Raw genomic sequence first — 26,981 nt, forward strand, 5'->3', positions numbered from 1 at the left:
CAATCGTGCCGTTGTCTGTATTGGTTAATGTAACAGTAAATGTTTCATCAGGCTCAACTGTGGTATCACCGTTGACAGGAACACTGATAGTACCCGACGTATCGCCTGCCAGAATAACGATGCTCGTTGTTGTCGGTGCCACGTAATCGGCATCACCGAGTGTGCCTGTACCTTCGTTCACTGTGAATGTAATTGTGGTGTCCGTTAACGCGGCCTGATCCAGCGTTACCGGGAAGTCTGCATTGATAGTACCTGTATCACCTTCGACAACCGTAACATTTCCGATGCTGACCACAACATCGTCATCATTGGTGATCGTACCTGTGCCCGCAGCTGTTCCAATCGTGCCGTTGTCTGTATTGGTTAATGTAACAGTAAATGTTTCATCAGGTTCAACCGTGGCATCACCGTTGACAGGAACACTGATGGTTGCCGTTGTATCCCCAGCTGGAATAACGACAGTTGTCGTTGCCGGTGCCACATAATCGTTATCACCAACTGTGCCTGAGCTATCAGTGACTGTGAAAGTAACTGTTATATCCGTACTCGCTGGCTGCGTTAAGGTAACTGGGAAGTCTGCACTGACAGTGCCTGTATTGCCTTCTGTTACCGTTACATCACCAATATTTACGATGCGAACTGGTGGAACAACTGCTGTGTTCACAGTATTTGAAGGTACTGGAGTAGTAATCTCATCAGATACCACATCTGCAGTATTAACCACCACAGTTGCATCGGCTTCAGCAACTGTAACCACATGATCACCAGTAAGAACACAAGTGGCTGCTGGTGCAAGGGTAGGACAAGTGGCAGTATTCGGGGTTAACTGGTCATCAGAGACCACAATATTGTTTAATGTGACGTTGCCATCATTAGTCGCTGTCACTGTATATTCCAGAGTATCACCCAGGGTCACATCCGTTGAACTATCCGCATCTGTTTTTAGCGTCGCTGCTGATTTTACTATCGCTAGACTTGAACTCTGCGTGATCGTAGTAACAACAGTATTATCTGTTGTGTCATCTTCTGTTACAGGATCGTTGGCTGGGTCTTCAGCGGAAGGAGTAGCCGTGTTACTAATATCTGTACCAGCATCTACTTGAGCCTGTGTAATAGTTCTTATGCCAGTACAACTTACACTGGCACCTACGGCAAGTGTAGCTATTGGACAACCAGAAAGCGTTCCAGTATCAATATCTGGATCTGTGACTGTTAAATCATTTAAAGCAACATTACCTGTATTATTAAATGTAAAGGTATAGGTCAGTGGTCCTGCTGCTGTAATAGGGCCATTAGATGTTTTTACCATATTATAGGATGGTGACATCGGATCTACGACTACAAGGTAATCTTCAACTTCACCGCCGGTTATAGATCCACTGTAACTAACACCAGTAGAACTACTAAATCTGAATCTTAGATAGGTATCTCCACCGGTTGCTGTATACGGTACAGGTAAAATCAAGCTTGTATTTTCAACAGTTGTACTGTTGATGAAAACATCACTCAGTAATTTTTCCCCTGGATCGGCAAAATTATCATTAATATTCAAATCCATCCAGGCACTTAAATAGCCTGTACCGAATGTTGTCACATCAATGGATACATTTTCTGAAGCTGCTACATGTTGACCATCCAGTAAAACACCATTTCTTCTAACGGCATCTTCATCATCATAATAAGGATCGCCTGAACTGCCATCGTTATCATCACCTAATGCGTCGGCAGTAGGTTGATTTGCAGAATCATGGTCTGCTCCCAGACCATTACCCAGGATAGTATCTAATGAAATAGAATTATGACTAGCTGCTCCGTAAATATTAGGCGCATCACCATAATCAGTGTTGGGGCCTAAAATTTCTTCAGCATGCGCATCAACTAATGATAATTGTAATAAACGATAGGCTCCATTATTTGCGGTATCATAATACCCATAAGCATTATCATTTTGAAAACGAGCGTTTATTGTACTTATACTGTTTATTCCTGTTCCTCCGGTCCAACTAGCTGCTGAACGACAAGAGATAACAGGTGTAGTTGGAGTATCTGCACAGTTACCGTTAGTTAAACCCTGACCTTTAAATTTAACATTATGACCACCAGCAAATGAACCTGTGCTATAGGTAACATTAGTATTGCTCGATACATATGCAGCACCAGGACCTGTAAGATAAATGTCATCTGTGTCAGTGGAACTTGTATTAGGAGAAGCAACACCGTTATGGTCCAAATCAAACCCTGTTGCTGTCACTCTGTCTATAAACACAGGTGTCGTTGTACCCTGAGCAACAATAGTTATCGTTGTATCGACAAATGCGACATCATCACCAGCGTCTTTATCACGCAGGTTAACACTAAGAATTCCACCACTGGCATACACACAGCTTCCACCACCTGTGGTTGCACCTAAAACATAGTCATTATCTTCAGAATTAACCGTTACGATAATATCTAAAGGTGTACCTTGCCATGATGCAGTAGTACCAAAACGATAAGTAGTTGGAGCAGAACCACAGTCTGTACCAGATAACACTGTTCTAGTGCCATCAAGCGCAATACTGAGTGCGTTGACTGATGTCGACCCTAGAAAAAAAGCAATGAATAACACTGATATTTTCAGAAAACCAAGAAACCATTGAATAGATTTTTTAGAATACCTTGAAGTAGATTTTTGATAATTAGTCGCATTATCAAATATGGTAGTAAATAACTTATAGTTATTTAAAAACTGAAAATTCATTGTTTATGCCTATTATTTTTATTTTTTATCTAGGTTAAATTTGCCTAGTTCCGTAATACAGCGAGCTTGCCTCAGGTAAATATCACGAAAATCCCCTTAAGTGCTTGTTATAAATATACTTTTTATGCAAAATATATTTATTCACGTATACTCTGATACTAACAAGCTATACCTTAATCAGGAATGAACACTTATCGTAAAATCTAAGGAAATTAATCATTTACATTTTTTATAAACATGTTCGTAATAGTATTGATGGACAGAAAATTAATAGTTAGTCAAAAACGGTGACTTAAAGAGGTGATTCAATTTTGAAGCCACCCCCCACCTTATGGGCACATTTTTAATGTGCTAAGTCTTTAGATGAATCTCTTATTTTTATTATATTTAAGTATTCACAAATTAATTAAAAAGGAAATTATTAGAAATTTCCGAACTACCGAACCAAAATCCATCACTTGCAGAAACAGAATACTGTGATACTGGTGGCAATTTCATGACAAAGCGTGTCTTTAATCCATCAGTAACTTGATCGTAAGTCATTGTAATTTTACCTACTTTAGCGCTTCCGACTGTTATTTCAGTTTCTTCGGAGCTTATAGTAAGACTGTCAGAAAAAACGGTGATGCCAGAGTAAGTCTCAACAACGTTATAAAAAATGGTAAAACTACCTAATCCTGCAAGACCTGAATTTTCAAAATTAGCACTCATTACTAGCCTTGGAGTTGAAGAACCATTCAAATCTACATTATTTATTCCAACGTTATAATCTACTTCAAATGCATTCACTGAAGTCGAAACAAAATAAAATGTGAGGGTTGCCATTAAGGATATAAATCTATACATATTTTTCTCCAAGATGTTTGGTAAAAAACCATTTACACAAACACATATTGTTTGTATGCAAATTACATTACTCTATTTATCTTGAAATAACCAATTTATTTACAGTATCAATTTAAATGAATAAAACGTTTATGGAGAGTTACTATTCAAACCATGTATTAAATGTAATATGGAAATATTGAAGAAATTGTTTTCAATATGATTAAAAAAAGAACGTCCCAGACTTCTGTTTATTGGCGATTACTTTAAGCCACCCCCCTACTTTCAGGCACTTTTTTTAAATCTTAATTATTTTAATTAGTTAGATTTCTTTTTACATATCCTGCTTTTCTTATCGCAACCACACATTCAACCAAGGTGCATAACTCACCAGTACTAAGATACAGACCATATTCAAATACAGGATTACTACGACCACGTTCTTCTAGTTCTTTAAAAATCTGTTCTTCTTGTTCTCTGGGGAAATCAAAACGTAGCTCCAAATCAGTAGTGCCTGGACGTTGAAAATCTACCGTCAGTTTACGCGTCCATACCTGATAATCACTAAAGACTTTAGCACAGGCTAATGGTGCAATTGGGTCTGCCAGAGATGCTTGAAAGCCGCCAAACATGCCGCCACCATGATTTTTGGAAATCCATGTCAGTGGCAAAGTAATCCTGACTTTACGCCAATTATCAGACAACGATGTAACTTTAATCCGCATCATCCACCACGCAGGCCACCACTCCAATTGTTTTTCTTCAGAGAGAAAGCCAAAATATTTCTCTACAAATTTAATAGTATTAAATTGAAAAAATTTACTCACACAATCACCCTAAATTAGCCCTTATAATTAACTCGATAATCTTAGCTTAAAAAGCAAAGTGCTGAGTTAACTAAATAACCGTATTAGCACCCGAAAAACATATTCAATAAAAATTGATTTATTTCCCTAGATACCTTGACAACACGGGCACTTTCACGTGTAATCGCGCGCCACGGCGAAAGTACAATCTATATGGTGCTGTCGCTGCTTTTTTAACACTCGTATCGAAGGAAGAATAAAATGTACGCAGTAATCAAAACAGGTGGTAAACAATACCGTGTTGAGCCTGGAAACGTTCTTAAAGTAGAATCTTTAGACGCAGAAGTTGGCGCTACAGTTAATTTCGAAGAAGTATTAATGATCGCTGATGGTGATGATGTCACTGTTGGAACACCTACAATTGCAAGTGCAAAAGTAGTTGCTGAAGTAATTGCACATGGTCGTGCAAAGAAAGTTGAGATCGTTAAATTTAGACGTCGTAAGCATCACCAAAAACGTACTGGTCACCGCCAGAACTTTACACAAATCCAAATTCAGAACATCAATGGTAAAGGCGCTCCTGCAAAGAAAGCAAAAGCGGCAACTAAAGATACTGATGCTGAAACTACAGAAAAATCAGCTAAGAAAGCCGCTGCTAAACCTGCTGCAAAGAAAGAAACTGCAGAAAAGAAGCCAGCCGCTAAAAAAGCAGCACCAAAGAAGTCTACAGCTAAAGATGACCTAACTAAAATCGAAGGTGTAGGACCTAAAGCTGCAGAAGCATTAGTAGCAGCTGGTCTTGTGACTTTCGCTGATGTTGCTAAAGCTAAAGTACCTGCAATTCAGACTATTCTTGATGAAGCTGACGGAAAATTCGGCGCAATGAAGCCTGATACTTGGCCAAAACAAGCAAAGCTTGCAGCCGATGGAAAGTGGGATGAGCTGAAAACATTACAAGACGAATTAGATGGTGGAATCGAAAAGAAATAATTTCTTTTTAATCATTAATTTGTATCTGTTTGCAGTCATTTGCAATCATAGAAAAAGCAGTTCATCTTGAACTGCTTTTTTTTGCCTGTTATTTCTAGTAAATTACTTTTCATACACTGGGATTTATCTTTATCAATCTGGATATGTTCGAGATACAATAAAATCATCAATTATCTATAAATAGAAATGATCAATGACGCTCGACACCCTTTATCAAGTTAATACACCTGAAGGCATAAGCTTAAGACTTTCACCAGCTGGGCCTGTTGTCAGAATGCTTGCCTGGACCATTGATATTCTAATCCGTCTGGGGATTAATGCCGTCTTTTTTACGGCGTTGGCTTTTTTTGGCAAAACAGGTTTAGGTATCGCACTTATTTTATCATTTCTACTCGAATGGTTTTACCCCGTTTATTTTGAGCTTTATAAAAAAGGTCAAACACCGGGTAAAAAAATGTTTAATTTATATGTGTCGATGGAAGATGCTAGCCCTATCAGCCCAGGCGCATCAATTATCAGAAACCTTTTAAGATTTGTCGATTTTCTTCCCTTCTTATACGGCTTTGGTTTTATCAGCATGTTACTTACCAAACGTTTTCAACGTCTTGGAGACCTTGTAGCGGGTACCGTTGTTCTGCATAAATCGCTCAACTATCCAACCATTGAAGAAGATAAAACAAAAGCAATTTCTCCTCCTGTTGCATTAAATCTAAACGAGCAACAGGCACTTATTCGGTTTCAACAACGTATCCCTTACTTAACCGCTGAACGTGCAGAAGAACTCGCTCAAATTGCCACGCCATTATTATTAAAGAATTCAAATGAAAATAGCATTGAAAACAAGCAAGCCAGCTCCCGATTATTAGGTATTGCAAACTGGATCATGGGAGCTAAGCACTAATGAGTTCAGTCAGACAATCGCAATTCATCGAAAAAAACACCGCTCTTTGGGACTCTTTTGAAAACTGGTTAGACTATCAAGACCTGTCATTCTGGAAAAAAAGAAGCAAAAAGAACAAAATTGAAGCACCAGAAGAAATAGATTTACCAAAAGTCTATCGCCAGATTTGCCATCACTTTGCCTTGGCAAATTCTCGAATGTATAACCCAGTACTTGTCGACAAATTGAACAAGCTAGTGGTTCGTGGCCATCATAAGCTATACAGCAGCAGAACTAATTTCATCGGCAATATAATGAAATATTTTGCCGTCGATTTCCCTCGCTTAGTCAGACAAGAATGGAAAATAGTCAGCATTGCTGCAGCCCTTTTTTATGTTCCTTTTATCGCTATTATTATTGCCATCCAGTTTTTTCCTGATCTTATTTATAGCGTGATGGATGGCAGCATGGTTAATAATCTGGAAGACATGTACGAACCTGAGCGTAATCAACGATTTGGCCGTGAACGAGAATCTGATACCGATTTATACATGTTTGGTTATTATATAAAACACAATATTGGCATTGATTTTAAGATGTTTGCAGGTGGCCTGTTATTTGGTGTTGGCGCCATCTTCTTCCTGGTTTTTAACGGTATCTTTCTTGGTGCGGCATTTGGTCATATGACCCATATCGGTTATATCGATAGCTTCTGGGGCTTTGTTGTTGGGCATGGCGCATTTGAGTTAAATGCCATGGTTTTATCAGGTGCTGCGGGTTTAAAACTTGCTGAGGCTCTGATTCGCCCAGGTAGAAAAACCCGAGGGCGAGCACTGATAGACAATGGAAAAATCGCTGTATTGATAATGTACGGCGTGGTCGTGATGAGTGTAATCGCTGCATTTCTGGAAGCCTTCTGGTCATCAACAGTCATGCCTGTGATGATTAAATATGTTGCCGGCGCGATACTCTGGTCTGTGGTTGGTATGTATTTCTATTTTCTTGGTCGCACGAGTCGGGCTTCAATACACTCATGAATCTCAATGAAATAACAGCCAATATCCGTTTGAGAAACCCTTGGGAAGCCATTGATCTTGGGTTTTCGATGGTACAAAAGTGGTGGCTATCCATATACCTGCCTCTTGCACTTCTAACCTTTGGCATTGCTTCCGTTTTATACCTTATTTTCCCAAAAGGTAATGTCTGGATTGCCAGCCTGATTTTCTGGTGGTTAAAACCACTCTATGACCGAGTCATATTACATATTTTAAGTCATAAACTGTTTAATGATGAACTGAGTACCTGGCAAGTGCTTAAAGCACTCCCTTCATTAATCTGGAATACTGGTCTATTTCAGAGCCTGACATTTAGACGATTCTCATTATCCAGAGGTTTTAATTTACCTATCTGGCAATTGGAACAGTTAAGGGGATCTCGGAGGTCCGAACGACAATCGGTATTGCATCAAATCGCGCACACTTATGCTGCCTGGTTAACCATTGTGATGGTCAATATCGAAATTGTTATTGTCATTTCATTATTTGGCTTATTTATGCTTTTCCTTCCCGAGAAAACAGCCAATGATTTTTTTGTGGGGATGTTTTCAAACAAAGTAGAATACGAAAGATGGATCGATCTACTAAATTATTTATTTTATGTCTTTGCGGTCACACTGATTCATCCGTTTTATATCGGTGCAAGTTTTGCCCTGTATATCAATAGAAGAACGCAACTCGAAGCATGGGATATTGAACTGGACTTTAAAAAGCTAGCATTGCGTTTTGAAACGCTCGCTAGAAATCTAATACCCGCCCTTCTTTGTGTATTTACCTTATCTCTATTATCTACGTCATCACCTGTAGCGGCAGATGAAGCAACTAATCTAGATACAACCTCAGAAACTCAAGTCACTGAGTTTCTTTCTGATGAGAGACTTCCCGCAGAATCGTCAAAGCAAGTCATCAAAGAAACAATGTTAACCAAAGAGTTAAATGACAAGCAAACCGTCACTTACTGGGTTAGAAAAGATACCGCCAAAAAACCGAAAAATGATCCTGACAAATTTTCATTTGCAGACTTCTTCGAACCCTTTGCAAAAATAATGGGTTTCATCATTGAGTTTGCCTTATGGATATTGGTCGCTATTGTTTTATTCCTGTTATTCTATTTTCGTGATAGTTGGTTACACCTCTTCAATATCGAACGAAAAGCCAAGAAAGAGAGCTATCAAGCACCTGAAGTTATGTTCGGTATGGATGTTAGACCCGATTCATTACCTGATGACATCATCAGTGAATCCAGGAAACTCTGGGACAATAAACAACACAGAGAGTCGCTGAGTTTATTGTACCGTGGCGCATTAATTAGACTCATTAATATTGAGCACGTGCAACTTAAAGACAGCTTTACAGAAGGCGATGTACTCAAACATTCACAAAAGAAAATAAGTGAAGCAAAACACCTATTTCTGGATAATCTAACCAATAACTGGAAGATGATCGCCTATGCGCACAGACACCCTACAAATGAAGCGATGGAACAGTTATTCAATACATGGGTTAGTGATTTTGCCATTGAAAACGTGTTATCAGATTTAGAATCAAACACTCCAAAAAAAGATGGTAGTAAAGATGAGTAAACCACTCGGAATCACTATCACTGCTTTATTCGCGTTATTACTCGGTGGCGCTATCTATGTGTTTTTAGAAACGCATGAGAAAAAAGAAAAAACCATCCACACGGGTTTATTTGGCGAAGCTAGAAGCAACCCATTATATGCCGGACGCGTTTTCCTTAAACGTATGGGTATCCCAACAGAAACCAAAACCAGCGTTCAGGGTTTTACTGGCTATCCAAGTACCGACACCGTTATCGTCATCAATTCTAAACGCACAACACTATCCGCTTATCAAACTCAGCAACTCATCAACTGGGTTAAAAGAGGCGGTCATGTGATTGCACTCGCTACGAATAAGTGGCGCTTTCACCGATCAGATAAAAGTCTGGAATCGGATGATGCTGAATCAATTGACTCTATAGAGGGCTACCAAAGTACCTCTATCGACAGTCGATTGACAGATAATATGTACAGTCCCGATCCTCTGCAAAATTACATGGGAATCAGTACTGGTAACAAAATTCAGTATGAAGACTTATCAGCTGCTGATAAAAAGCAGCTTGATCAAATTGAAGAACACCAAGAAGAAAACGATAGTGCAGATGACTCGACTGAACATCTATTCAAAATCAAATTACAGGATGCTCCAAAAGCACTAGCCATTCAAAACAGTTGGTTTCACCCTATTCTTGTAGACCCTTATTATCAGGATAAAACAGAAATCGTAAAACTACGTTCTTCTAATTTCATCGTGAGACAAAAAATAGAAAACGGATTAGTTACTTTAGTTTCTTCATTAGACTTCATAGAGAATAAACAAATTGAGAAAGCTGATCATGCAGAAATCTTCTGGCACCTGATACATGGCATCAATCAACCTATCGACCAACCTTCAAAAGTCTGGTTGATCCATAGTGACAAAATGCCACCGTTATGGGATTTGATCTGGCGAAATGCCAGGATGTTTATTATCTCTTTACTGGTACTATTTATTGCATGGTTATTACTGGCAACTCGCCGCTTTGGTCCTGCAATCCCTAAGCACGCAGAAGATCGTCGTAGCTTGACTGAACACATCAGTAGCAGTGGTTCTTTCTATTGGAAACACAACCATAAACAAGAACTTCTTGAAAGCACCCGGGATGCTATCAATCAAAAGTTAGTGCTATCACACCCTAACTGGAATCATTTAAACGAAGAGCAGCAAGTAACTCTTGTGGTTAAAGACCTGGAATTGAGTAAAGCAATTAAGGTAGACCCTAAAGATATTTATCGCGCACTTTTTTCAACATCCATTGAAAAGCCTGATGAATTTACGCAGACCATTCGCACCCTTGAAATCATTAGAAGTACGAAATAGAAACAGAAACAGACAACTAAAACTGAAAATATAAATACTTATCAATACGATACAAACGAATTAATGAAAGGCCACAGTATGACCGAAATGACAAATATGACGCTTGAACAAGCTAGTGAATTAGCTCAACAATTAAAAACAGAAATTGGCAAAGCTGTTATTGGCCAAAAACAGGTAATACATGAAACGCTAATTGCATTGATTGCGGGTGGCAATGTATTAATTGAAGGCGTTCCTGGTCTTGGCAAAACCTTATTAGTGCGGGCTCTGGCAGCAACGTTTTCAGGTCAATTTAACCGTATTCAGTTCACCCCGGATCTGATGCCTGCTGATGTAACAGGACATACACTCTATGATCTGGACAATAAATCTTTCAGCGTTCGTAAAGGTCCTGTATTTACCAATTTACTACTTGCAGATGAAATCAATCGTGCGCCAGCCAAAACCCAATCTGCTCTATTAGAAGTAATGCAGGAACGTCAGGTGACCATTGAAGGTGAAGCGCATCCTGTGCCACTACCATTCATGACATTAGCGACACAAAACCCGCTAGAACAGGAAGGCACCTACCCTTTACCCGAAGCACAACTTGATCGTTTTCTACTAAAAATCTACATCAATTACCCACGAGATAACGAAGAAAGTTTAATGGTTGCCGCTGTGACGAATAAGCAAACTGGTAATCAACTGAATATTTCAAATGTATCAGCAGTAGCCACTCCGGCGACAATACAAGCCATGCAAGCTTTAGCAGCGGATATTGAAGTCGATAAAAGTGTCATTGAATACGCGGTAAGAATCGTTCAGGCAACGCGAGATTGGCAAGGTCTGAGTATTGGCTCTGGACCCAGAGGAAGCATTGCTTTAATCAGCGCTGCACGCGCTCAGGCGATGTTACATGCTCGCGATTACATTACACCTGATGACATTAAAGCAATTGCATTGCCGGCCTTACGTCACCGTGTAGCTCTTGCTCCCGAGATGGAATTAGAAGGTTATTCAACGGATCAGATATTGCAGGGTATCCTCGATAAAATCGAAGCACCTAGACAATAAAGCACTTTTTAAATCCATAGATAATAAAAACATGCTTTCTAAACTCCCAATCCCGGATCGACAAACCTTCTATTTGATAGCGGCGCTTGCTGCTATCGGTTTGATTACAATATTCATCCCTGCGCTAACCCTGCTGTGGAAGATTTCAGCAGCCATAATTGCTGTTATTCTTGTTGCTGATTTGATTATTAGCACCTTCATTTCAAACCCCAAAGATATCATCACGGTAGAACGCCACTTACCCGGTTCAATACCATTGGGAGTCAGCCGTCATATTGAATTAATCATCCATAATAAAAGTAGCAAGCCGCAAAACCTCGATATATTTGATCATTTTCCGAATGAAGTCCATGCAGAAGGCTTACCCGTCAATGTCAGTATTCCGGGAGAACAGCATGCAGAAATACAGTACAAAATAATTGCCAATCAAAGAGGAAAATTAATTTTTCCCAAGGTGCAAATCAAACTGCAATCGGTGTTTAAGTTTTGGCGTATAAATCAGTATTTACCAGTCAACAGTGAAACCAATGTGTATCCAAACTTTGCGGCTATTGCTCATTATGCGCTATTAGCCACTGACAATAATTTAAGTCAAATGGGCATCATCAAAAAAAGAAGGCGTGGCGAAGGTCAGAATTTTCATCAGCTAAGAGAATATCGTGAAGGCGACGCGATGCGTCAAATAGACTGGAAAGCTACCTCTAGAGTGCAAAAACTTATCTCGCGTGAGTACCAGGACGAGAAAGATCAGGAGATTATTTTCATGCTGGATTGTGGTCACCGGATGATGGCTAAAGATGATGACCTTTCACATTTCGATCACACCTTAAACGCTTTATTACTGCTTTCCTATGTGGCTCTGCGACAAGGTGATGCTGTCGGCTTAATGACATTTTCGGGAGAAGATCAACGCTGGTTTAGTCCACGCAAAGGACAACACAATGTGCAGCAAATCCTTAACACGGTGTATGACCTTCAACCCAGTACCTCATCCCCTGATTACAGCAAAGCAGCAACTGACTTATTAATTCGTCATAAAAAACGTGCCTTGGTGATTATTTTAACCAACACCCGAGATGAAGATGGCGATGATCTGCTGCCTGCGATAAGCATCTTGAAAAAGCGCCATCTGGTATTACTCGCTAGCCTTCGTGAATCGAGTATTGCCGATATGTTAGATAAACCGATTGAAGATTTAAACGACGCGCTGGACAACTCAGCGGCGCATCATTATTTGCAGCAACGCAAAAGTACCTTTGAAGAATTAGTCAACAACGGCATTCGAGCCATGGACGTCAGTCCTGATAAGCTCACAGTGGATTTAATTAATGCGTATTTATCGATAAAAAGTAGCGGTACATTATAAGGGGATCACATCGTTTTTAGCTTATGTATGAATTAGACAAGGATGATAAATTAGACATGTATGATAAATGCCTAAACTAAAACCCACCCCCCTACTTTGGAGGCTTTTTTTGCTATCTTTATGGATTTATTAAATGTTATGAGTCTGGCAAACAGATGGATTATTTAGTGTTTTGCTTTTGCTTAGCTTGTGCTTAACTAATGATTAATTAAAAAACATTAAAGCATTTGAGACAACATCAGTATCACCACAAAAGCGGCGACCGAATATGCCACTAGCTGCATCAATCGACCTTTGTGATCTATGACAGATCCCATATTGGTAATTTGATTCTTACTCGCGACTTTTACAGTTGGCACCGACATTTTTTTGCTACGAATAGAACCACGCTTAAACTTTTTATTGAATTCAGTAAAGTCTACTTCGATAGTCTCATTAATGGATGCTTTTGCTAACGCCTGCACTAAGGGTAACTCACGGTGATGAATGGGTTTCACAGAATGTAATTGCTTACGCCAATTGAGTTTAGCCATGGCAGAAACCGAACGTTCATTGCCGTACTCATCAATCAGGAAATACTCAACTACACCTTTGCCTGAAGAAACTTCTTTAAACTTCTGTTGTTTCAAGCGATAGCGAATTCGTTGTGTGTAAGTCATAAACTTGAGATTAGCAGAATACTATTTAGTGCCTAATAATTTCAGATAAGGGGCTTTTTTTCAGCGTTAAATGTATATAAAAACGGTGTTTATCGCTCAAACACCGCTATAGATTCTACATGGGCAGTCTGCGGGAACATATCCATCACACCTGCTCCCACGAGCTTGTAGCCATGCGTATGCACCAATTCGCCGGCATCGCGTGCCAAAGTTGCAGGATGACAAGATACATAGACAATACGTTTCGCTTTTAACTTACCAAAGTACTCAATAATTTCTTTAGCGCCAGAACGCGGTGGATCGAGCAGAATGCAATCGTATTGTTTTTTCAGCCATGGCTCACTTTTTAACTCTAATTCTGTACCCATTAAATTACAGACAAAATACTCGGTATTATCGATGCCATTAGCCTTAGCTGTTTCACGCGCACGCTTAACCATGACCAAATCACCTTCTACACCCGTCACCTGCGTAGCATTTCTTGCAATAGGCAGAGTAAAGTTACCTAAACCACAGAAAAGATCCAGAACACGTTCTGAGCCTGTGAGTTTCAATAGCTCAACCGCACGCGGCACCATTTGAGTGTTGATGCTGCTATTGACCTGAAAGAAGTCCTGAGGACCAAAGGCTACTTTGGTATCAAATGCCTTATGCTCATAATATAAACCTGGATTCTGGTCTGCTTCAGGCCAGATTAAATGCACAGTATCCGGGCCTTTAGGCTGAAGGTACAGTTGGAAACTATGCTCTTGAGCAAAGCCGATCCAGAGTTCTGTGTCTTGATCCGATAAAGGTTTTAGATGACGGATGATCAATGCCGTATTTTCATCACCCACAGCTACTTCAATCTGTGGCGTTGAATCACGCGAATCCATCTGATAGATCAACTTCTGGAAATCTTCTAGCTTCAAGCCAACCGATTCATGCAATACCACACAGCTGTTTATATCTGCTAAGAAGCCACCATGTCTTTCGCGAAAGCCAACCAGTACTTTGTCTTTTTTGTAGACGAACTTGACGCCCAAACGTGCTTTACGTCGATACCCCCATGAGTCTCCCGTCATCGGTTCAAAGACTTCTGCAGGCTCTACTTTACCGAGGTGCTTAAGACCATCAAGCATGGATTGCTGTTTGTATTTTATTTGAGCTTCTGAACTAAGGTGCTGTAACGAACACCCCCCACAAATGTCATAGTGTTCACATTTAGGCTCGACACGATCGGGTGAAGCCGTTAAGACTTCTTCTATTTTACCTTCATCATGACTACGATTTTTCGAGGTATAAATAAACGTGACCTTTTCACCCGGCAACGCACCACTAACAAATACGGCTTTTCCGTCGATATGTGCGACGCCACGTCCTTCGTGACTGAGTGATTCGATTTCTGCTTCTACAGGGTCTTGAGGTAAGCGTTGTTTTCTAGTGCGTCTGCGTGCCATTTGTGATTGTCCAAACGACACCCCCCCACTTTAGAGGCTTTTTTTGATTACTAACTATTTCAAATAAACAGATAGCAACAAAAAAAGTGCCCATAAGTGGGGGGGTGGCATTTTATTGATTTAGGAACCGTTAATTACTGTATAGCTTAATTATAGCTCGGAATTTAGGTTCGGAATTATAGTTCGGATTAAAAAGTCGGGCATGATCCCACAAAGTTGCTATCAGATAAACCCCAACGGTTATCAAAAGGTGCATGAGGATCTGACGAAACCTTGCCTGCTTCCATCGCTTCCCAAAGTTGACGCAGATTAATATGTTTTACCGAATCATTGGGATAAATCGCCAGACCACAAAACTCGTCTAATTCCTCTAACAGTCCATCAGGCAGTTCGGGATGAAAAATAGATCGGGCTAATACCTGTGCATTAACCTTATCTTCTTCAAGTTCTCCACCTGAATAGGCAATTTTATGAATCTCGGTAAAGAAACGATACAAACGTTTGTCTCTAGAAGGCGTCGAATAATAATCATATTCAGACGCAGTCATACAACTGCGCTTCCCTTGATCTTTCAGTCGCTGAATATATGCAATACCATCATTGACATAATTCACGCGCTCTTTCGCAAAAGAACACAGACTATGCATTAAACGCATAGTTTTTTCTTCAAGAGGTTCTTCTCTACGTTGTAACTTCTTAGAAATCACATCCGTAAAAGGGATGTACTCAAGCCCAACTTTCTGAGCAATTTGATACTGCTCATTACTATAACCGGGTTGTTGCTGAATAGGTTTAGCGATATTTCTAGGCCATTTAAATCGACGGTACCCATCGCTCATGCCAACTGCATCATGTGGAATGAAGAAGGGAAATGAATACAACTGAATCATATTCTTCGGAGAGGCAGGTGTGGTTGAGCTCATGATTGCTGTTACGCCCGTATCGGTAATACCCGTCATGGCATAAGAATGGGTGCCGGGTTCTACGTATAAATCCCCTGCTTTGATCTGTGCTAATTCAATCGGGAAAGAATCATGTGGCAGACTACGCGTACCTACACGATCATTCATGAATTGGGCAAACGCTCTGAAGCGTTGATCTTCTGGTAATTTATCCCAGTTTGTCATGGTATTGCTGATGTACTTATTCTTCTTACCCAGATAATGGATTTTGAATGGCAGTTTATTTTCGTAGGCAAATACCGCACGCATTAAATAGATGGCATCAGCACAATCATGAGGAATACGATCGTATTGTGGTCTGATCTTGCTCATAAAGAAATCAGGTTTCCATTGAGTGCTCACCCATTCCTGATACTTCAATTCCCAACTATCATTCCAGTAATTGTTTCCGGACTTCCATACTTCTGCAAAAGCCGATTTAGCCATTAATAGCATTAACAAAACAAGCGTGTACTTTAAAAAAGTAAACTGAAAAAAGCGCATTTTTATCCCCTAATAAATAAACAGCCCAGCTTTAAAACAAAGCAATTTAATTCTCTTTTTTACCGTTAAAAGAATTCTTTTTTACACCCCCCACTTACAGAGGCTTTTTTATTATTAGGCTTTAAAAGACGGTATTAAATTGCAAACGGCAGTATAGCAATATTGAGTAGAAAGCTCTACTGCATCAATAACTTGTTCTGTTTGTACAGCAATGAAAACTGTTTTTTTCGTATAGCGGTGCGTTTAGAAATATACGCATAAAGCAGATCGTCTAGCGTGACTTTCGACTCTGCTTCCAGTAAATATGAAAAACGCGTAGATTCACCCGAATTTTCTGAAGGTTTTAAATGCCCAATAAGTGTGGATACTCCACTAGGATTAGAGGCTTTAATTTCAATCGAAGGGTTATTCATATTTAGCTCATCTCTGGATGAGAAAAGAGCCTTATAAAAACTCACAGGGTATTGTTGTTGTAGGCGATGTATCTGATTTTGTAATTGCCAGATTTTATCCTGACCTTCAGGCAGTTCGCCATTTTCCTGAAGTTCCCATTGCGTTTGCATTTGCAGGTTATCTAATTCTGCTTTGGATTCCATCACCTGTAGAAAGGTTGCTTGCTGAATTCCGGAACTCTGAGCCGTTATCTGTAACTGATCAATAGGTAAATCATCACTATTTTCTGTGCTTGTTTTATTTAAGCGTGTGAAATTCAATGTGAGAAAAGTATCGATCACATCGTCTTTAAAGGTTATTTGGCTATGACCTTTAAAACCAGTAAGGATGGATTCAGATAAACGTTGAGAATTAATGCGCAATTGGGGTATCTGTATCGATGCGTTTTTATACGATACACCCGCATCTACTGATTCTGTTGACGTTTTAATTGACGGATTATTTGTATCATTCCCGTTTGAATCTGATAACTTATTTGGATATTGAAAATTCATCAAACCATTATCAGCACTTAACTGAATAATAGGTGAAGCGTAATCTAAGCGGGAAAGTTCCAATGAGCCGCGATAAGACAAGGTACTCAGATTATAAATAGCCGTTAACTTTGCATCTAACCACTCAGCGTTAAACGAGGATTCGAAACTTGATTCCTTATCAAACCCTATTATCACAACACCAGTGGGCAAATCATTGGGGAAAATATTCTGAATATTTTCCTTAGACTCTGCAGAAAAACTTTCTGGGTCGATGCGAATAAACCAACGAGACACACCGTAATCGACCCCCTTCTTGGTTATGAATAACGGCCCATTCAGGGATTTCAGCGTTAACACAAAATCACCTAACCAATCGTCTAGCAACGGTATATCGGAACTTACACGTACTGAAGCTGATGACCCGAGAAGGTGTTTTTTATAGTCGAGCAACTCTAAACGAAAGGGCTTTTCGCCTAACTTATCCGTTTGAATTTCCAGTACCTGACGAAAGTCTTTTTCTGCCTGAACTCCCAAGTACCAACTCATCACTGCCCATAGTAAAAAAGTTGATAAGCAGATCATCACCAAAATGGATAAAAGTTTTCTCATTGATAGATATTTCTACTCTTATGTTTTGTTATGAAATAATTAAGTTACGATACAAAAGTGTCACAAACTGACAAAAATGCGTCATTTTATACCACTTAAGTTATTGTATTAAAATGATTTAACTCTATTTTTACATGACTCTATTAAGTTTAGATTCATCCGCAAGTTGTTAGTATTGGATAGATTCAATACTTTTATTTTGGGTCATTAGAGTATTACTTTAAATAATAAAAATAATTTAGAAAAAATCAGGATAAAACCATAGTTAAAGATCGATGTAAAAGATCAACAGTAATAAAAATAAAAATTATGCCACAAACACCACATACATTTGCCTCTAATAGCATCATAGAGAAAATAGCTCATACAGTTGTACACACTAAAACTGTCATAGCTACTGCTGTGTGCCTGCTTTATCTAGGCTCTCCTAGTATGGCAATAGCGCAAGGTGTTAACGCTGGCACAGAAATACAAAACATCGCCACTGTAACCTATGAAATAGCTGGGGAAGACCAGTCTCCCATAGAGAGTACCCCTGTTGGAAACAGTAATCCCGGTGTAGGCAACGGCTCACCCACGATGTTCAGAGTAGACCGTAAAATAGATCTCACTGTTACAGGAAATAACGACGCAAATGTCGTACCTGGTGAAACTCAATCAGAAGTTACGTTTACCTTAACCAACGAAGGTAACGATACTCAGGAGTTCACATTAACGCCTGAAGCTGCAGTTGTCAGCGATGATTTTGATCCAGCAAACTGTAGTTATGAAGTGACTGCAATAAGCGGAACACCCTTACCGGGCGTTGTAATACCAACGACAGGCAACATCCTTTTAGGTCCTGACCAACAGGCAAGCATTGCGGTAACTTGTGATATTCCGGTGGTTTCTGGAGGCTCTTTATTAAGCTCTGGAGATACCTCATTAATATCACTTACAGCTCAGGCTGTTAAAAATTCTGATGATTCCATGACTACTGAAACCAGCGGTGTAGATACTGCTGAAAATATAGAAACCGTTTTTGCTGATGACCAGGGAACCGATGATGCAAATCGCGATGCAAGTCATTCAGCCCGTAGAACGTATCTCGTTTCAGTCTCTGCTACACCACCTACTCTGTCTATCGAAAAAAGTATCGTTAGCTTTTTAGATACCAATGGCGGCACAACGAAAACATCTGGCACAGAAGTGACGTACAAAATTCTTGTTACTTCAAGCGGTACGGGCTCTATCAATAATGTAGAGATTACAGACCCTACTCCGGCGAATATGACGTATAAGCCATCAAGCATAATTTTGAATAGTACAAATCAGAGTGACGCTAATGATGTTGCTGACAATACAGATTTTGGTATATCAATTGCGAATACCGCGACCATTAAACTCGGAAATATAACTGCGGGTAGCACCCAGGAAATTCAACTTACTTACACCATTAATTAAAGGAATACACAATGAATAGGTATATAAAAATAAAAAAATTAGCAGTAGGCGTTATTGCTTCTCTTTTATTATTGTCGACTCAATCTTTTGCCGCACAGCAAGGACATCTCAAAGTTACGTCTAAAGCGCAAAAAATGATTGTTGTGAATAATAATGGGCAAAAAGCCTATAAATTTGTTCCTGCCACTAAAATTCTTCCTGGAGAATTAGTGCAATACAATACGTATTTTCAAAATATTGGCAATCAACCAGCTAATAACATCAATATCGTAAACCCGATTCCGAAACACACGGTTTACCTTCCAAATTCTGCCCAGGGCAAAAATACAAACATCGTATTTTCTGTTGATGGTGGAAAACACTATGGGAAAGCAGGCACGCTAAAAGTTCGAGATAAAACGGGAAAGATTGTTCCAGCAAGACCTTCGGACTACACCCACATCCAATGGCGATACAATGGAAATTTAGCGCCTAATGTTCAACAGGCAGTAGCATTCAGAGTTCGCCTGCTATAAACCCTGATCTTACATAGACAAACATTAAAAAAAATATGTGATCTTTTAAATACAAACCACAAACCTTAATAGAGAAATACAATGAAAATGAAAATAATCTCAAGTTTAATTAGTGTGGCAGTTTTATCCGCTGTTACACACCCCATTTATGCAGCAGGTACTGCGGCAGACACAGACATCAATAATACAGCTTCTATTAGTTATAATGTTGGCGGAACCGCTCAAACACCGATTGAAAGCTCAGAAACTGGTAATAGCATTGCGGGTGTTGGTGCGGGAACAGCGACAACGTTCAAAGTGGATAAAAAAATCGACTTGTCTGTAACACCTGGCTCTAATGTCAATGTGGTTCCAGGCACATCTGCACAATCTATTACTTTCACCGTAACTAATGAAGGAAACAGTACAGAAAATTTCAACTTAACTCCTTCACAAGTAACAGGTGATATCTTTGATACTTCAGCTTGTTCCGTTGCTGCTCCTGCATCACTCCCAGTTTCAATTGCTGCGGACGGTACAGCAAGTGTGACGGTAAACTGTGATATTCCCGCAAGTGGTGGTGTAGTCGTTAATGGTGCAACCTCGGATATTGACTTACTTGCAGTAGTTGATGGTGTCACAGAAACAACAGGTACAGATACAGCTAATGCAGTAGATACAGTATTTGCTGATGACATTGGTACAGCAACTGACGAGGCTATAGCTGGAACAGGAGCAGCAGGAAACAGAAACGCTGCGCACTCTGCGATTAATACTTACGTCGTTAACACTGCAGATATTACTGTTAAGAAAACATCTGCAGTAACCGCAGACCCTATTAATGGATCAACAAATCCAAAGCGTATTCCTGGTGCTACAATTGAATACACAATCGAAGTAACAAACGCTGATGGAGCTGCAGATGCCGCAGGACTTATCATTTCTGATATTTTACCTGTTGGTACTGGTGCTGTAGGTGGTGCAACCGCTTCTACCAATGGGCTTGAATTCGTAAGTTGCTCTTCAACGGGTGATGCAACTGCAGCAGTAACGTGTAGCGAATCAGGCGGAACAGTTACTACAAGTGCCTTCACTTTACCGGGTGGATCGGGCTCAGCGTCTGTTCAAACACTTACCATTATTGCAACTGTAAAATAAGCCAGCCTATTTTATAGAAACCACACTAATCTCATCACAGATTAGTGTGGTCATTCTAATAAAAATAAGTAAAAAATATGCGGCACATCAGCAATATAGCGTCTAGCTTCAAGCGCAAGCTTCAGAGAAACAGAATTACTTCTAAGTCTTCCTTGGGTAGCTCTGTGGGCACTATATTCTCAATCTTCCTGTTATTGATATTGATAACATTTCATTCATCCGCGACTGCTGAAACGTTAATCACTAATACAGCCACGGCTAATTATTCTATAAACGGTATCGATAAAAACAAATCGAGTAGCGTGCAATTTACAACCGATAATATTGTTGTTGCCACCGGAATTACACTCCAGAAAAAATCCAATATCAGTCGAGCCATTGTTGGTCAAATCATAGATTACAGTTTGATTGTTACTAATAATGCTGATGCAATTCAGGCCAATCTATCCATTGAGGATTTATTACCAACAGGTTTAGAATACCAGCAAGCTAGCGCTAAACTTAACAACTCAAGCATAAATACTAGTGACATATCACTAAACGATAATGATATTACCTTTAGTTTGGGGGATATGCCTGCAAACGCAATCTGGACTATCACCTATAAAGCCAAGGTCACAACGACTGCTCCTTTGGGTTCAGCGATCAATCAGGCAATTGCAAGCTCAGACACCACTGAATCTTCGCCTGCACAGGCCACAGTTACTATTTATGAGCAAGTTATCGTAGTACCTGTAATACCCACCGTGCCTTTAGAGATAGAGAAGAAAGCGAACATTAACACCGCTAAGGTCGGTGATAGTATTGTCTACGCAATAAACATAAAAAATCCAAATTCCAAAAACATACCCAGTGTCACACTCACAGATATCTTGCCTGTCGGTTTGGCGTATAAAGTCGGGTCTGCAACATTAAACAATAACGCTATAACAGCAGATACTTCAGAAGGTTTACGTTTTAATTTAGGGAGCATGTCATCTAATAGTGAATGGACAGTTACCTATGAAACCACTGTTACTGATGAAGTCACTTCTAGAGATTTGGAAAACTCAGTGACAGCGACTTCATCTGATACAGATGCTAACTCTAATACCAGTAAAGCATTAGTGACTGTTGTTAATGATTCTATACAAATCACGAAAACAAGCAGCGAAGAAAATGTATACGTTGGAGATATTGTCACTTACGACGTTGTTGTGAGAAACCCAGCACTGCACGATTTAAGCAATTTGATTGTAAAAGATACCCTCCCTAATGGTTTCATTTATCAATCAAATAGTTTTACATTAGATGGTCAAGCACTCTCAGATTCTGAGATTTCTTATAGTGGTAATAATTTATCCATCAATGTTGATTCACTTGCTATAGGTAGCACTTTGACACTGAGTTATAAAGTGTTAATCAGTGATGCTTCTGCGAGTGGTGATGTAGTCAATCAGGTTCTGGCAAACAGTACTTTTGGGACTTCAGATATAGCGACAGCAAGTGTCAAAGTACGTACCCCATCAACCATAAATTTCTTAAAAATTAATGAAGCGGGTAATATCGAAAATATCCCCTCGAGTGCGTATAACGCTGATCAAAATGGTGGTAAAAACTGGCAAGAGATTAGTCAGATTACGTTGCCTAATGGAACAGTTATCAGTCTACCAAATCCACAGCCTATAATTGATGCGGAAGATTATTCTGTTTCAGAACCGGTTATCATTGAAGTAATCGATAAAGACCAAAACGTTGATCCGGATAAGCTCGAAACCATTATAGTCACAGTAACTGTTCCCGGTACCAACGATACTGAAATTCTATTACTCACGGAAACAAGTACCGATTCTGGAATTTTCAGAGGGGCTGTTTTAACTACGGCAGCATCTACTCAAAAACAAAATGGCGTTTTAACAATTGCAGATGGCATTAAGATCAGCGTTTCTTATCTGGATCAGGATGATAAAACAGACACAAGTGCAACTGCGGCTTTAGTGGTTCCTGATACAAAGCTTTCACTGTCTAAGACAGTAGATAAAAGCTCTGCGTCAATTGGTGAATTAGTCAAATATTCTCTGGATTTCCAAAATACCACTGGATTCAATTTATCTAATATCCAAGTAAATGACTTTCTGCCACTTGGATTTCGCTATGTTTCAAACACGGCATACCTGAATGGAGAAAAATTAACAGAGGGAGTGAGCGCAAACGGTCGTAAATTATTATTTAGCGTTAATAATTTAACAGCTGGTAGCACTGCAACGATTGAATACATAACAAAAATCACCGCAGGCGTACAAACCGGTAAAGCAACCAATACCGCAGTCCTTTCCAGTGGAGGCTTAACATCAAATACTGCATACGCAAGTATTGAAATTGATGACGACTTGATGCGTACTAAAAACATTTTGACCGGACGAGTCTATATCGGTTGTGATACGCATTCATCGAAAAACAAATCTGTACCAAAAGTTTTGAAAGATGCCAGAATTTATTTAGAAACAGGACGCAGTGTCCTTACCGATAAAGACGGCTTTTGGCACATGGAAGGGGTTCTTCCTGGTAGTCATGTATTGCAACTAGACACAGATTCATTACCAAAGGGTTACACTCCTTTACTGTGTGAAGACAATACGCGTCATGCGGGAGATGCGAAATCACAATTTGTTGATTTAACTGCTGGGTCTTTATGGCAGGTTAATTTTCATGTTAAAGAAGGTCTTGATGCAAAAGAATCTACTGAACCTGACAGCCCTGTATCGCCTAAAGCTAAAAAGAAAGGCGCAAATCCGATAACGCTTTTTGGTGCTAATTACTTAAAATCAGCAGAACCTGGTTTTGAAATCCTTTGGCCTAGAAACAACCATGTACCAGATGTTGCATCTATTAAAGTTTTCATCAAAAGCTCACCTCAGGAAAAAATTGAAGTGTTCCTAAATGGAAAGAAAATTAGTGCACTCAACTATGATGGCAGTGACAGCAATAAAGCGCGCACCGTCAAAATTAGTCGCTGGTTAGGTATCGATATTGATACACGCATAAAAAATAATGCATTACTTGTTATTGCCAAGGACAAGTCAGGAAAAGTCGTTGCCAAAGAAACAAGAAATATTCACTTTTCTGGCATACCTGCTTCTGCCGAATACTTACCCGAAGAGTCTGTATTAGTAGCTGATGGTAAAACCACACCTGTCATCGCTTTACGCATAAAAGATGAAGATGGCTACCCTATGCGCGCGAACACGCATGGCTATTTAACACTAGACAACAGTAACTACCAAATTAAGACGTTAAACGAAGCTGACCAAGATAGACTCAATATCAATGAATCATTATCGGGTAGTTATAAATACATTGTTGAAGAAGATGGGATTGCAAGAGTAGAGCTCAACCCGACGACTCAATCAGGTGAAGTGAGATTTACTGTCAACTTTACAGAATCTCAATCTAAAACCATCAGTGCCTGGTTGAAACCACAGTTACGTGACTGGATTTTAGTCGGTATCGCTGAAGGCACACTGGCACACAAAACAATCACCGGAAATATGCAAACACTCGAAAGTCTGGGTAAATCAGATGAGTTTTATAAGCGTGGACGCTTTGCTTTCTTTGCCAAAGGTCAGATTAAAGGAAAATACTTATTAACCGCAGCGTACGATACGCATAAAGCAGAGAATGAAGTTGGCAGTCAATTAGCGGGCAATATCGACCCTGATGAATGGTATTCAATTTATGCTGACAATAGCAGCAGTCAATACGATGCACCAAGCTCGCGTAAACTATATCTTAAGATAGAAAAAGATAATTTCTATGCGCTTTTTGGTGACTATCAAACAGCCATGACAGTGACCGAATTAGCCAGCTATGAACGCGTATTAAATGGTATCAAAACAGAATACCGTGGGCAGCGCTTCAATGTTAAAGGCTTTATCAGTGAAACCAGCAACAACCATCAACAAGATGAAATTCAAGGTGATGGAACTTCTGGTCTTTACCGCTTAAGTGAAAACATCATCCCAAACAGTGAGTCGATTAAAATCGAAACGCGAGATCGTTTTCACTCAGACCGTATCGAAGAGACAAAACAACTGACTCGTTATCAAGACTATAGTATTGACTACGATGCTGGCACCCTATTCTTTAAATCTCCTATTGCAAGCAGAGACAGTAATTTCAATCCTAACATTATCGTCATTGATTATGATTCCGAAGAAGACACAAACAAAACCATAGTGGCTGGTGGACGCGCATCCATGAAGTCTTTCAACGATAAGCTTGAAACAGGCGCAAGTATTATTTATGAAGAAAATACCAATGGAAAAGCTGATCAGTTAGTTGCGGCTGATGCTACCTACAACATCACTAAAGATACTAAATTACATATCGAAGTAGCTGAATCGAAAACGACTGAAAGTGATTTCGAAAAAAGACAAGCAATGATTATCGAACTGGAAAAAGAAGTGGAGCAAATGGAAGCCCGTCTTTATGCAAAAAAGCATGATGAAGATTTTGGCATAAGCTCACAAACCAGTGAAAGTGGCACTGAAAAAGTAGGTGCAGAAGTCACTTATCGTTTGAATGACAAGACAAGATTAACCTCTCAGCTATTGTATGAAAACAATATTGAGAACGATAACAAACGCAAATTAGCGCAGGTAGGTATTGAGCATCGATATAAAAATATCGAATTAAATGCCGGTTTACGCCATACGCAAGAAAATCTTGGCAGTAATGATACCAGTGATGATATCACGACTACTTCTGACGTCAGTACCCATGAAAAAATCACCACGAATACCGTTATCTTAGGCGGCAGATACACAACCAAAAATGATAAAATTACGCTTCGTACTGACTTGGAAAAGAACTTCTCTTCTGATGATGGTAGCGAATTAAGCCCTGACCGTTTTGTTGTTGGTGTGGATGTGAAACTCCAACAAGGATTCACCGTCTTTGCTGAAAATGAAACCACAGACAATGGCATTGTTACAACGCATAACAACCGCGTAGGGGTGTATAAAGACCTGTGGAAAGATGCCAAAGGTAAGACAACTTATACACAAGAACGTACGGCAGAAGGCCAACGTAATTACGCTACCTTAGGGCTTAGTCAAAAACTTAAAGTGACGGATAAAATCAGCGCTGATTTTAGTATTGATCGTGCAGTTACAGTAGGTGATCAAAAATTCTTCAATACCGATGAAACGACCATTCAAGGAACAGACAGTGATGACTATACAGCGTTCTCTGTAGGTTTAGGTGCTAACGAAGAAGTCTGGAGTTGGACAACTCGTGCTGAATACCGCAATGGTAAGGTTTACGACAAGGTAAATTTCCTGGCCAGTGTTATTCGTCACCTTGATGATGGCAAACACCTCAGCGCTAAATTCTCCTACTACGATCAAGACAGTACCGAAGGAGATGCGGAGCAAAATATCAAACTCAGCTTAGGGTCTGCATGGCATCCGAAAGATGAGAGTTTTGTATTCTTCAGTCGCTTAGATTTAATTAGTGAAAAGGAAAATTCTATTGATGAAAGCAGTGAGTTTTCATCATCGGATACCGATACACGAAAGATCGTGCACAATATGCATTTCAATAAAATTCTTAATAAGGATGCGAAAAGAAAACTGCAATTCAGCATTCATCATGGCATTAAACATGTAAAAGATGAAAACAGCGGAGTTAAATACAGCACAACGGTTGATACAACTACAGTTGAATTACGTAAAGACATCAACAAACGCTGGGATATCGGAGCCCATGCAGGTTACTTGCATGACTGGAAAAGCAATACCATGGAAACAGTAGCCGGTGTATCAGTCGGTGTCACTCCTGCAAAAAATACCTGGATTGAAGCAGGTTACAATTTCGAAGGTTTTGATGATGAAGATTTTGACGAAAGTAACTTCAAACGAAAAGGCCCCTATGTCGACTTTAGATACAAATTTAATCAAGATTCACTCAATCTCAATAAACCACGTTCTCACAGAAAAGATGATAAACAAGCAGATCAAAAAGCAAACAAAGAAATCATGCTAGAAGCTGAGTAATCCATACCCTGATTCATTGGAAAAAACATCTAGGCACCCCCCACCTTTAAGCCCTTTTTTTATTTACGACGTAGAGTTAATAATAACGGGTAAAACAATGATAAAACTGTCAATAAGTCTGTACCAAGTA

Annotated in this window: 18 protein-coding genes; 11 read left to right on the forward strand and 7 right to left on the reverse strand. The window is 39.6% G+C overall.

The window, feature by feature from the left end; all coding sequences use genetic code 11:
* The 3 genes from EV695_RS11830 to EV695_RS11840 form a co-directional block, all read right to left on the reverse strand.
* On the reverse strand, nt 1–2,740 hold a 2,740-nt coding region (locus EV695_RS11830; protein WP_207907075.1), incomplete at its 3' end, for a beta strand repeat-containing protein.
* A 402-nt stretch (nt 2,741–3,142) separates the two neighbouring features.
* Nucleotides 3,143–3,586: a hypothetical protein gene (locus EV695_RS11835; RefSeq protein ID WP_131906198.1), complete on the reverse strand. Its 444-nt coding sequence runs from the start codon at nt 3,584–3,586 to the stop codon at nt 3,143–3,145.
* A 293-nt stretch (nt 3,587–3,879) separates the two neighbouring features.
* Nucleotides 3,880–4,392, reverse strand: a complete 513-nt coding sequence (locus tag EV695_RS11840; protein WP_243651591.1) for a PaaI family thioesterase — start codon at nt 4,390–4,392, stop codon at nt 3,880–3,882.
* Nucleotides 4,393–4,632: 240 nt separating this feature from the next.
* Here EV695_RS11840 and rplU point away from each other — a divergent pair, with 240 nt between their 5' ends.
* The 7 genes from rplU (at nt 4,633) to EV695_RS11875 (ending at nt 12,640) form a co-directional block, all read left to right on the forward strand.
* The gene (gene rplU, locus EV695_RS20570) at nt 4,633–5,361 is read left to right on the forward strand and encodes a 50S ribosomal protein L21 (protein ID WP_131906199.1); all 729 of its coding nucleotides are present in this window, start codon (nt 4,633–4,635) and stop codon (nt 5,359–5,361) included.
* 193 nt (nt 5,362–5,554) lie between these two features.
* Complete coding sequence (locus EV695_RS11850) at nt 5,555–6,262, forward strand: RDD family protein (protein ID WP_131906200.1); 708 nt, start codon at nt 5,555–5,557, stop codon at nt 6,260–6,262.
* Complete coding sequence (locus EV695_RS11855) at nt 6,262–7,278, forward strand: stage II sporulation protein M (RefSeq protein ID WP_131906201.1); 1,017 nt, start codon at nt 6,262–6,264, stop codon at nt 7,276–7,278. The genes EV695_RS11850 and EV695_RS11855 overlap by 1 nt, the downstream gene beginning before the upstream one ends.
* Entirely contained in the window at nt 7,275–8,879 is a 1,605-nt protein-coding gene (locus EV695_RS11860; protein WP_131906202.1) for a hypothetical protein, read from the forward strand. The genes EV695_RS11855 and EV695_RS11860 overlap by 4 nt, the downstream gene beginning before the upstream one ends.
* Complete coding sequence (locus tag EV695_RS11865; RefSeq protein WP_131906203.1) at nt 8,872–10,218, forward strand: DUF4350 domain-containing protein; 1,347 nt, start codon at nt 8,872–8,874, stop codon at nt 10,216–10,218. Before EV695_RS11860 ends, EV695_RS11865 begins: the two co-directional genes overlap by 8 nt.
* A gap of 78 nt (nt 10,219–10,296) precedes the next feature.
* Nucleotides 10,297–11,274, forward strand: coding sequence for an AAA family ATPase (locus EV695_RS11870; protein WP_243651593.1), 978 nt, complete (start codon nt 10,297–10,299; stop codon nt 11,272–11,274).
* A gap of 31 nt (nt 11,275–11,305) precedes the next feature.
* A complete protein-coding gene (locus tag EV695_RS11875; protein WP_131906204.1) occupies nt 11,306–12,640 on the forward strand; it encodes a DUF58 domain-containing protein in 1,335 nt (444 codons plus the stop codon).
* Between the two features lie 218 nt (nt 12,641–12,858).
* Here the strand turns inward: EV695_RS11875 and EV695_RS11880 are convergent, their stop codons facing one another.
* From EV695_RS11880 to EV695_RS11895, 4 genes are all read right to left on the reverse strand, one after another.
* Nucleotides 12,859–13,299, reverse strand: coding sequence for a hypothetical protein (locus tag EV695_RS11880; protein WP_131906205.1), 441 nt, complete (start codon nt 13,297–13,299; stop codon nt 12,859–12,861).
* An 89-nt stretch (nt 13,300–13,388) separates the two neighbouring features.
* Entirely contained in the window at nt 13,389–14,738 is a 1,350-nt protein-coding gene (rlmD, locus tag EV695_RS11885) for a 23S rRNA (uracil(1939)-C(5))-methyltransferase RlmD (protein WP_131906206.1), read from the reverse strand.
* A 188-nt stretch (nt 14,739–14,926) separates the two neighbouring features.
* Complete coding sequence (locus EV695_RS11890; protein WP_131906207.1) at nt 14,927–16,183, reverse strand: hypothetical protein; 1,257 nt, start codon at nt 16,181–16,183, stop codon at nt 14,927–14,929.
* Between the two features lie 176 nt (nt 16,184–16,359).
* A complete protein-coding gene (locus tag EV695_RS11895; RefSeq protein WP_131906208.1) occupies nt 16,360–17,721 on the reverse strand; it encodes a DUF945 family protein in 1,362 nt (453 codons plus the stop codon).
* A gap of 309 nt (nt 17,722–18,030) precedes the next feature.
* Between EV695_RS11895 and EV695_RS11900 the strand changes: the two genes are divergently transcribed.
* The 4 genes from EV695_RS11900 (at nt 18,031) to EV695_RS11915 (ending at nt 26,851) form a co-directional block, all read left to right on the forward strand.
* A complete protein-coding gene (locus EV695_RS11900; protein ID WP_131906209.1) occupies nt 18,031–19,164 on the forward strand; it encodes a hypothetical protein in 1,134 nt (377 codons plus the stop codon).
* A gap of 11 nt (nt 19,165–19,175) precedes the next feature.
* The gene (locus EV695_RS11905) at nt 19,176–19,679 is read left to right on the forward strand and encodes a hypothetical protein (RefSeq protein ID WP_131906210.1); all 504 of its coding nucleotides are present in this window, start codon (nt 19,176–19,178) and stop codon (nt 19,677–19,679) included.
* Between the two features lie 81 nt (nt 19,680–19,760).
* Nucleotides 19,761–20,816, forward strand: coding sequence for a hypothetical protein (locus EV695_RS11910; RefSeq protein ID WP_131906211.1), 1,056 nt, complete (start codon nt 19,761–19,763; stop codon nt 20,814–20,816).
* Between the two features lie 77 nt (nt 20,817–20,893).
* Entirely contained in the window at nt 20,894–26,851 is a 5,958-nt protein-coding gene (locus EV695_RS11915) for a DUF11 domain-containing protein (RefSeq protein WP_131906212.1), read from the forward strand.
* The last annotated feature ends 130 nt before the right edge of the window (nt 26,852–26,981 follow it).

It is taken from the genome of Cocleimonas flava (genome assembly GCF_004339015.1).
Lineage (GTDB): Bacteria > Pseudomonadota > Gammaproteobacteria > Thiotrichales > Thiotrichaceae > Cocleimonas > Cocleimonas flava.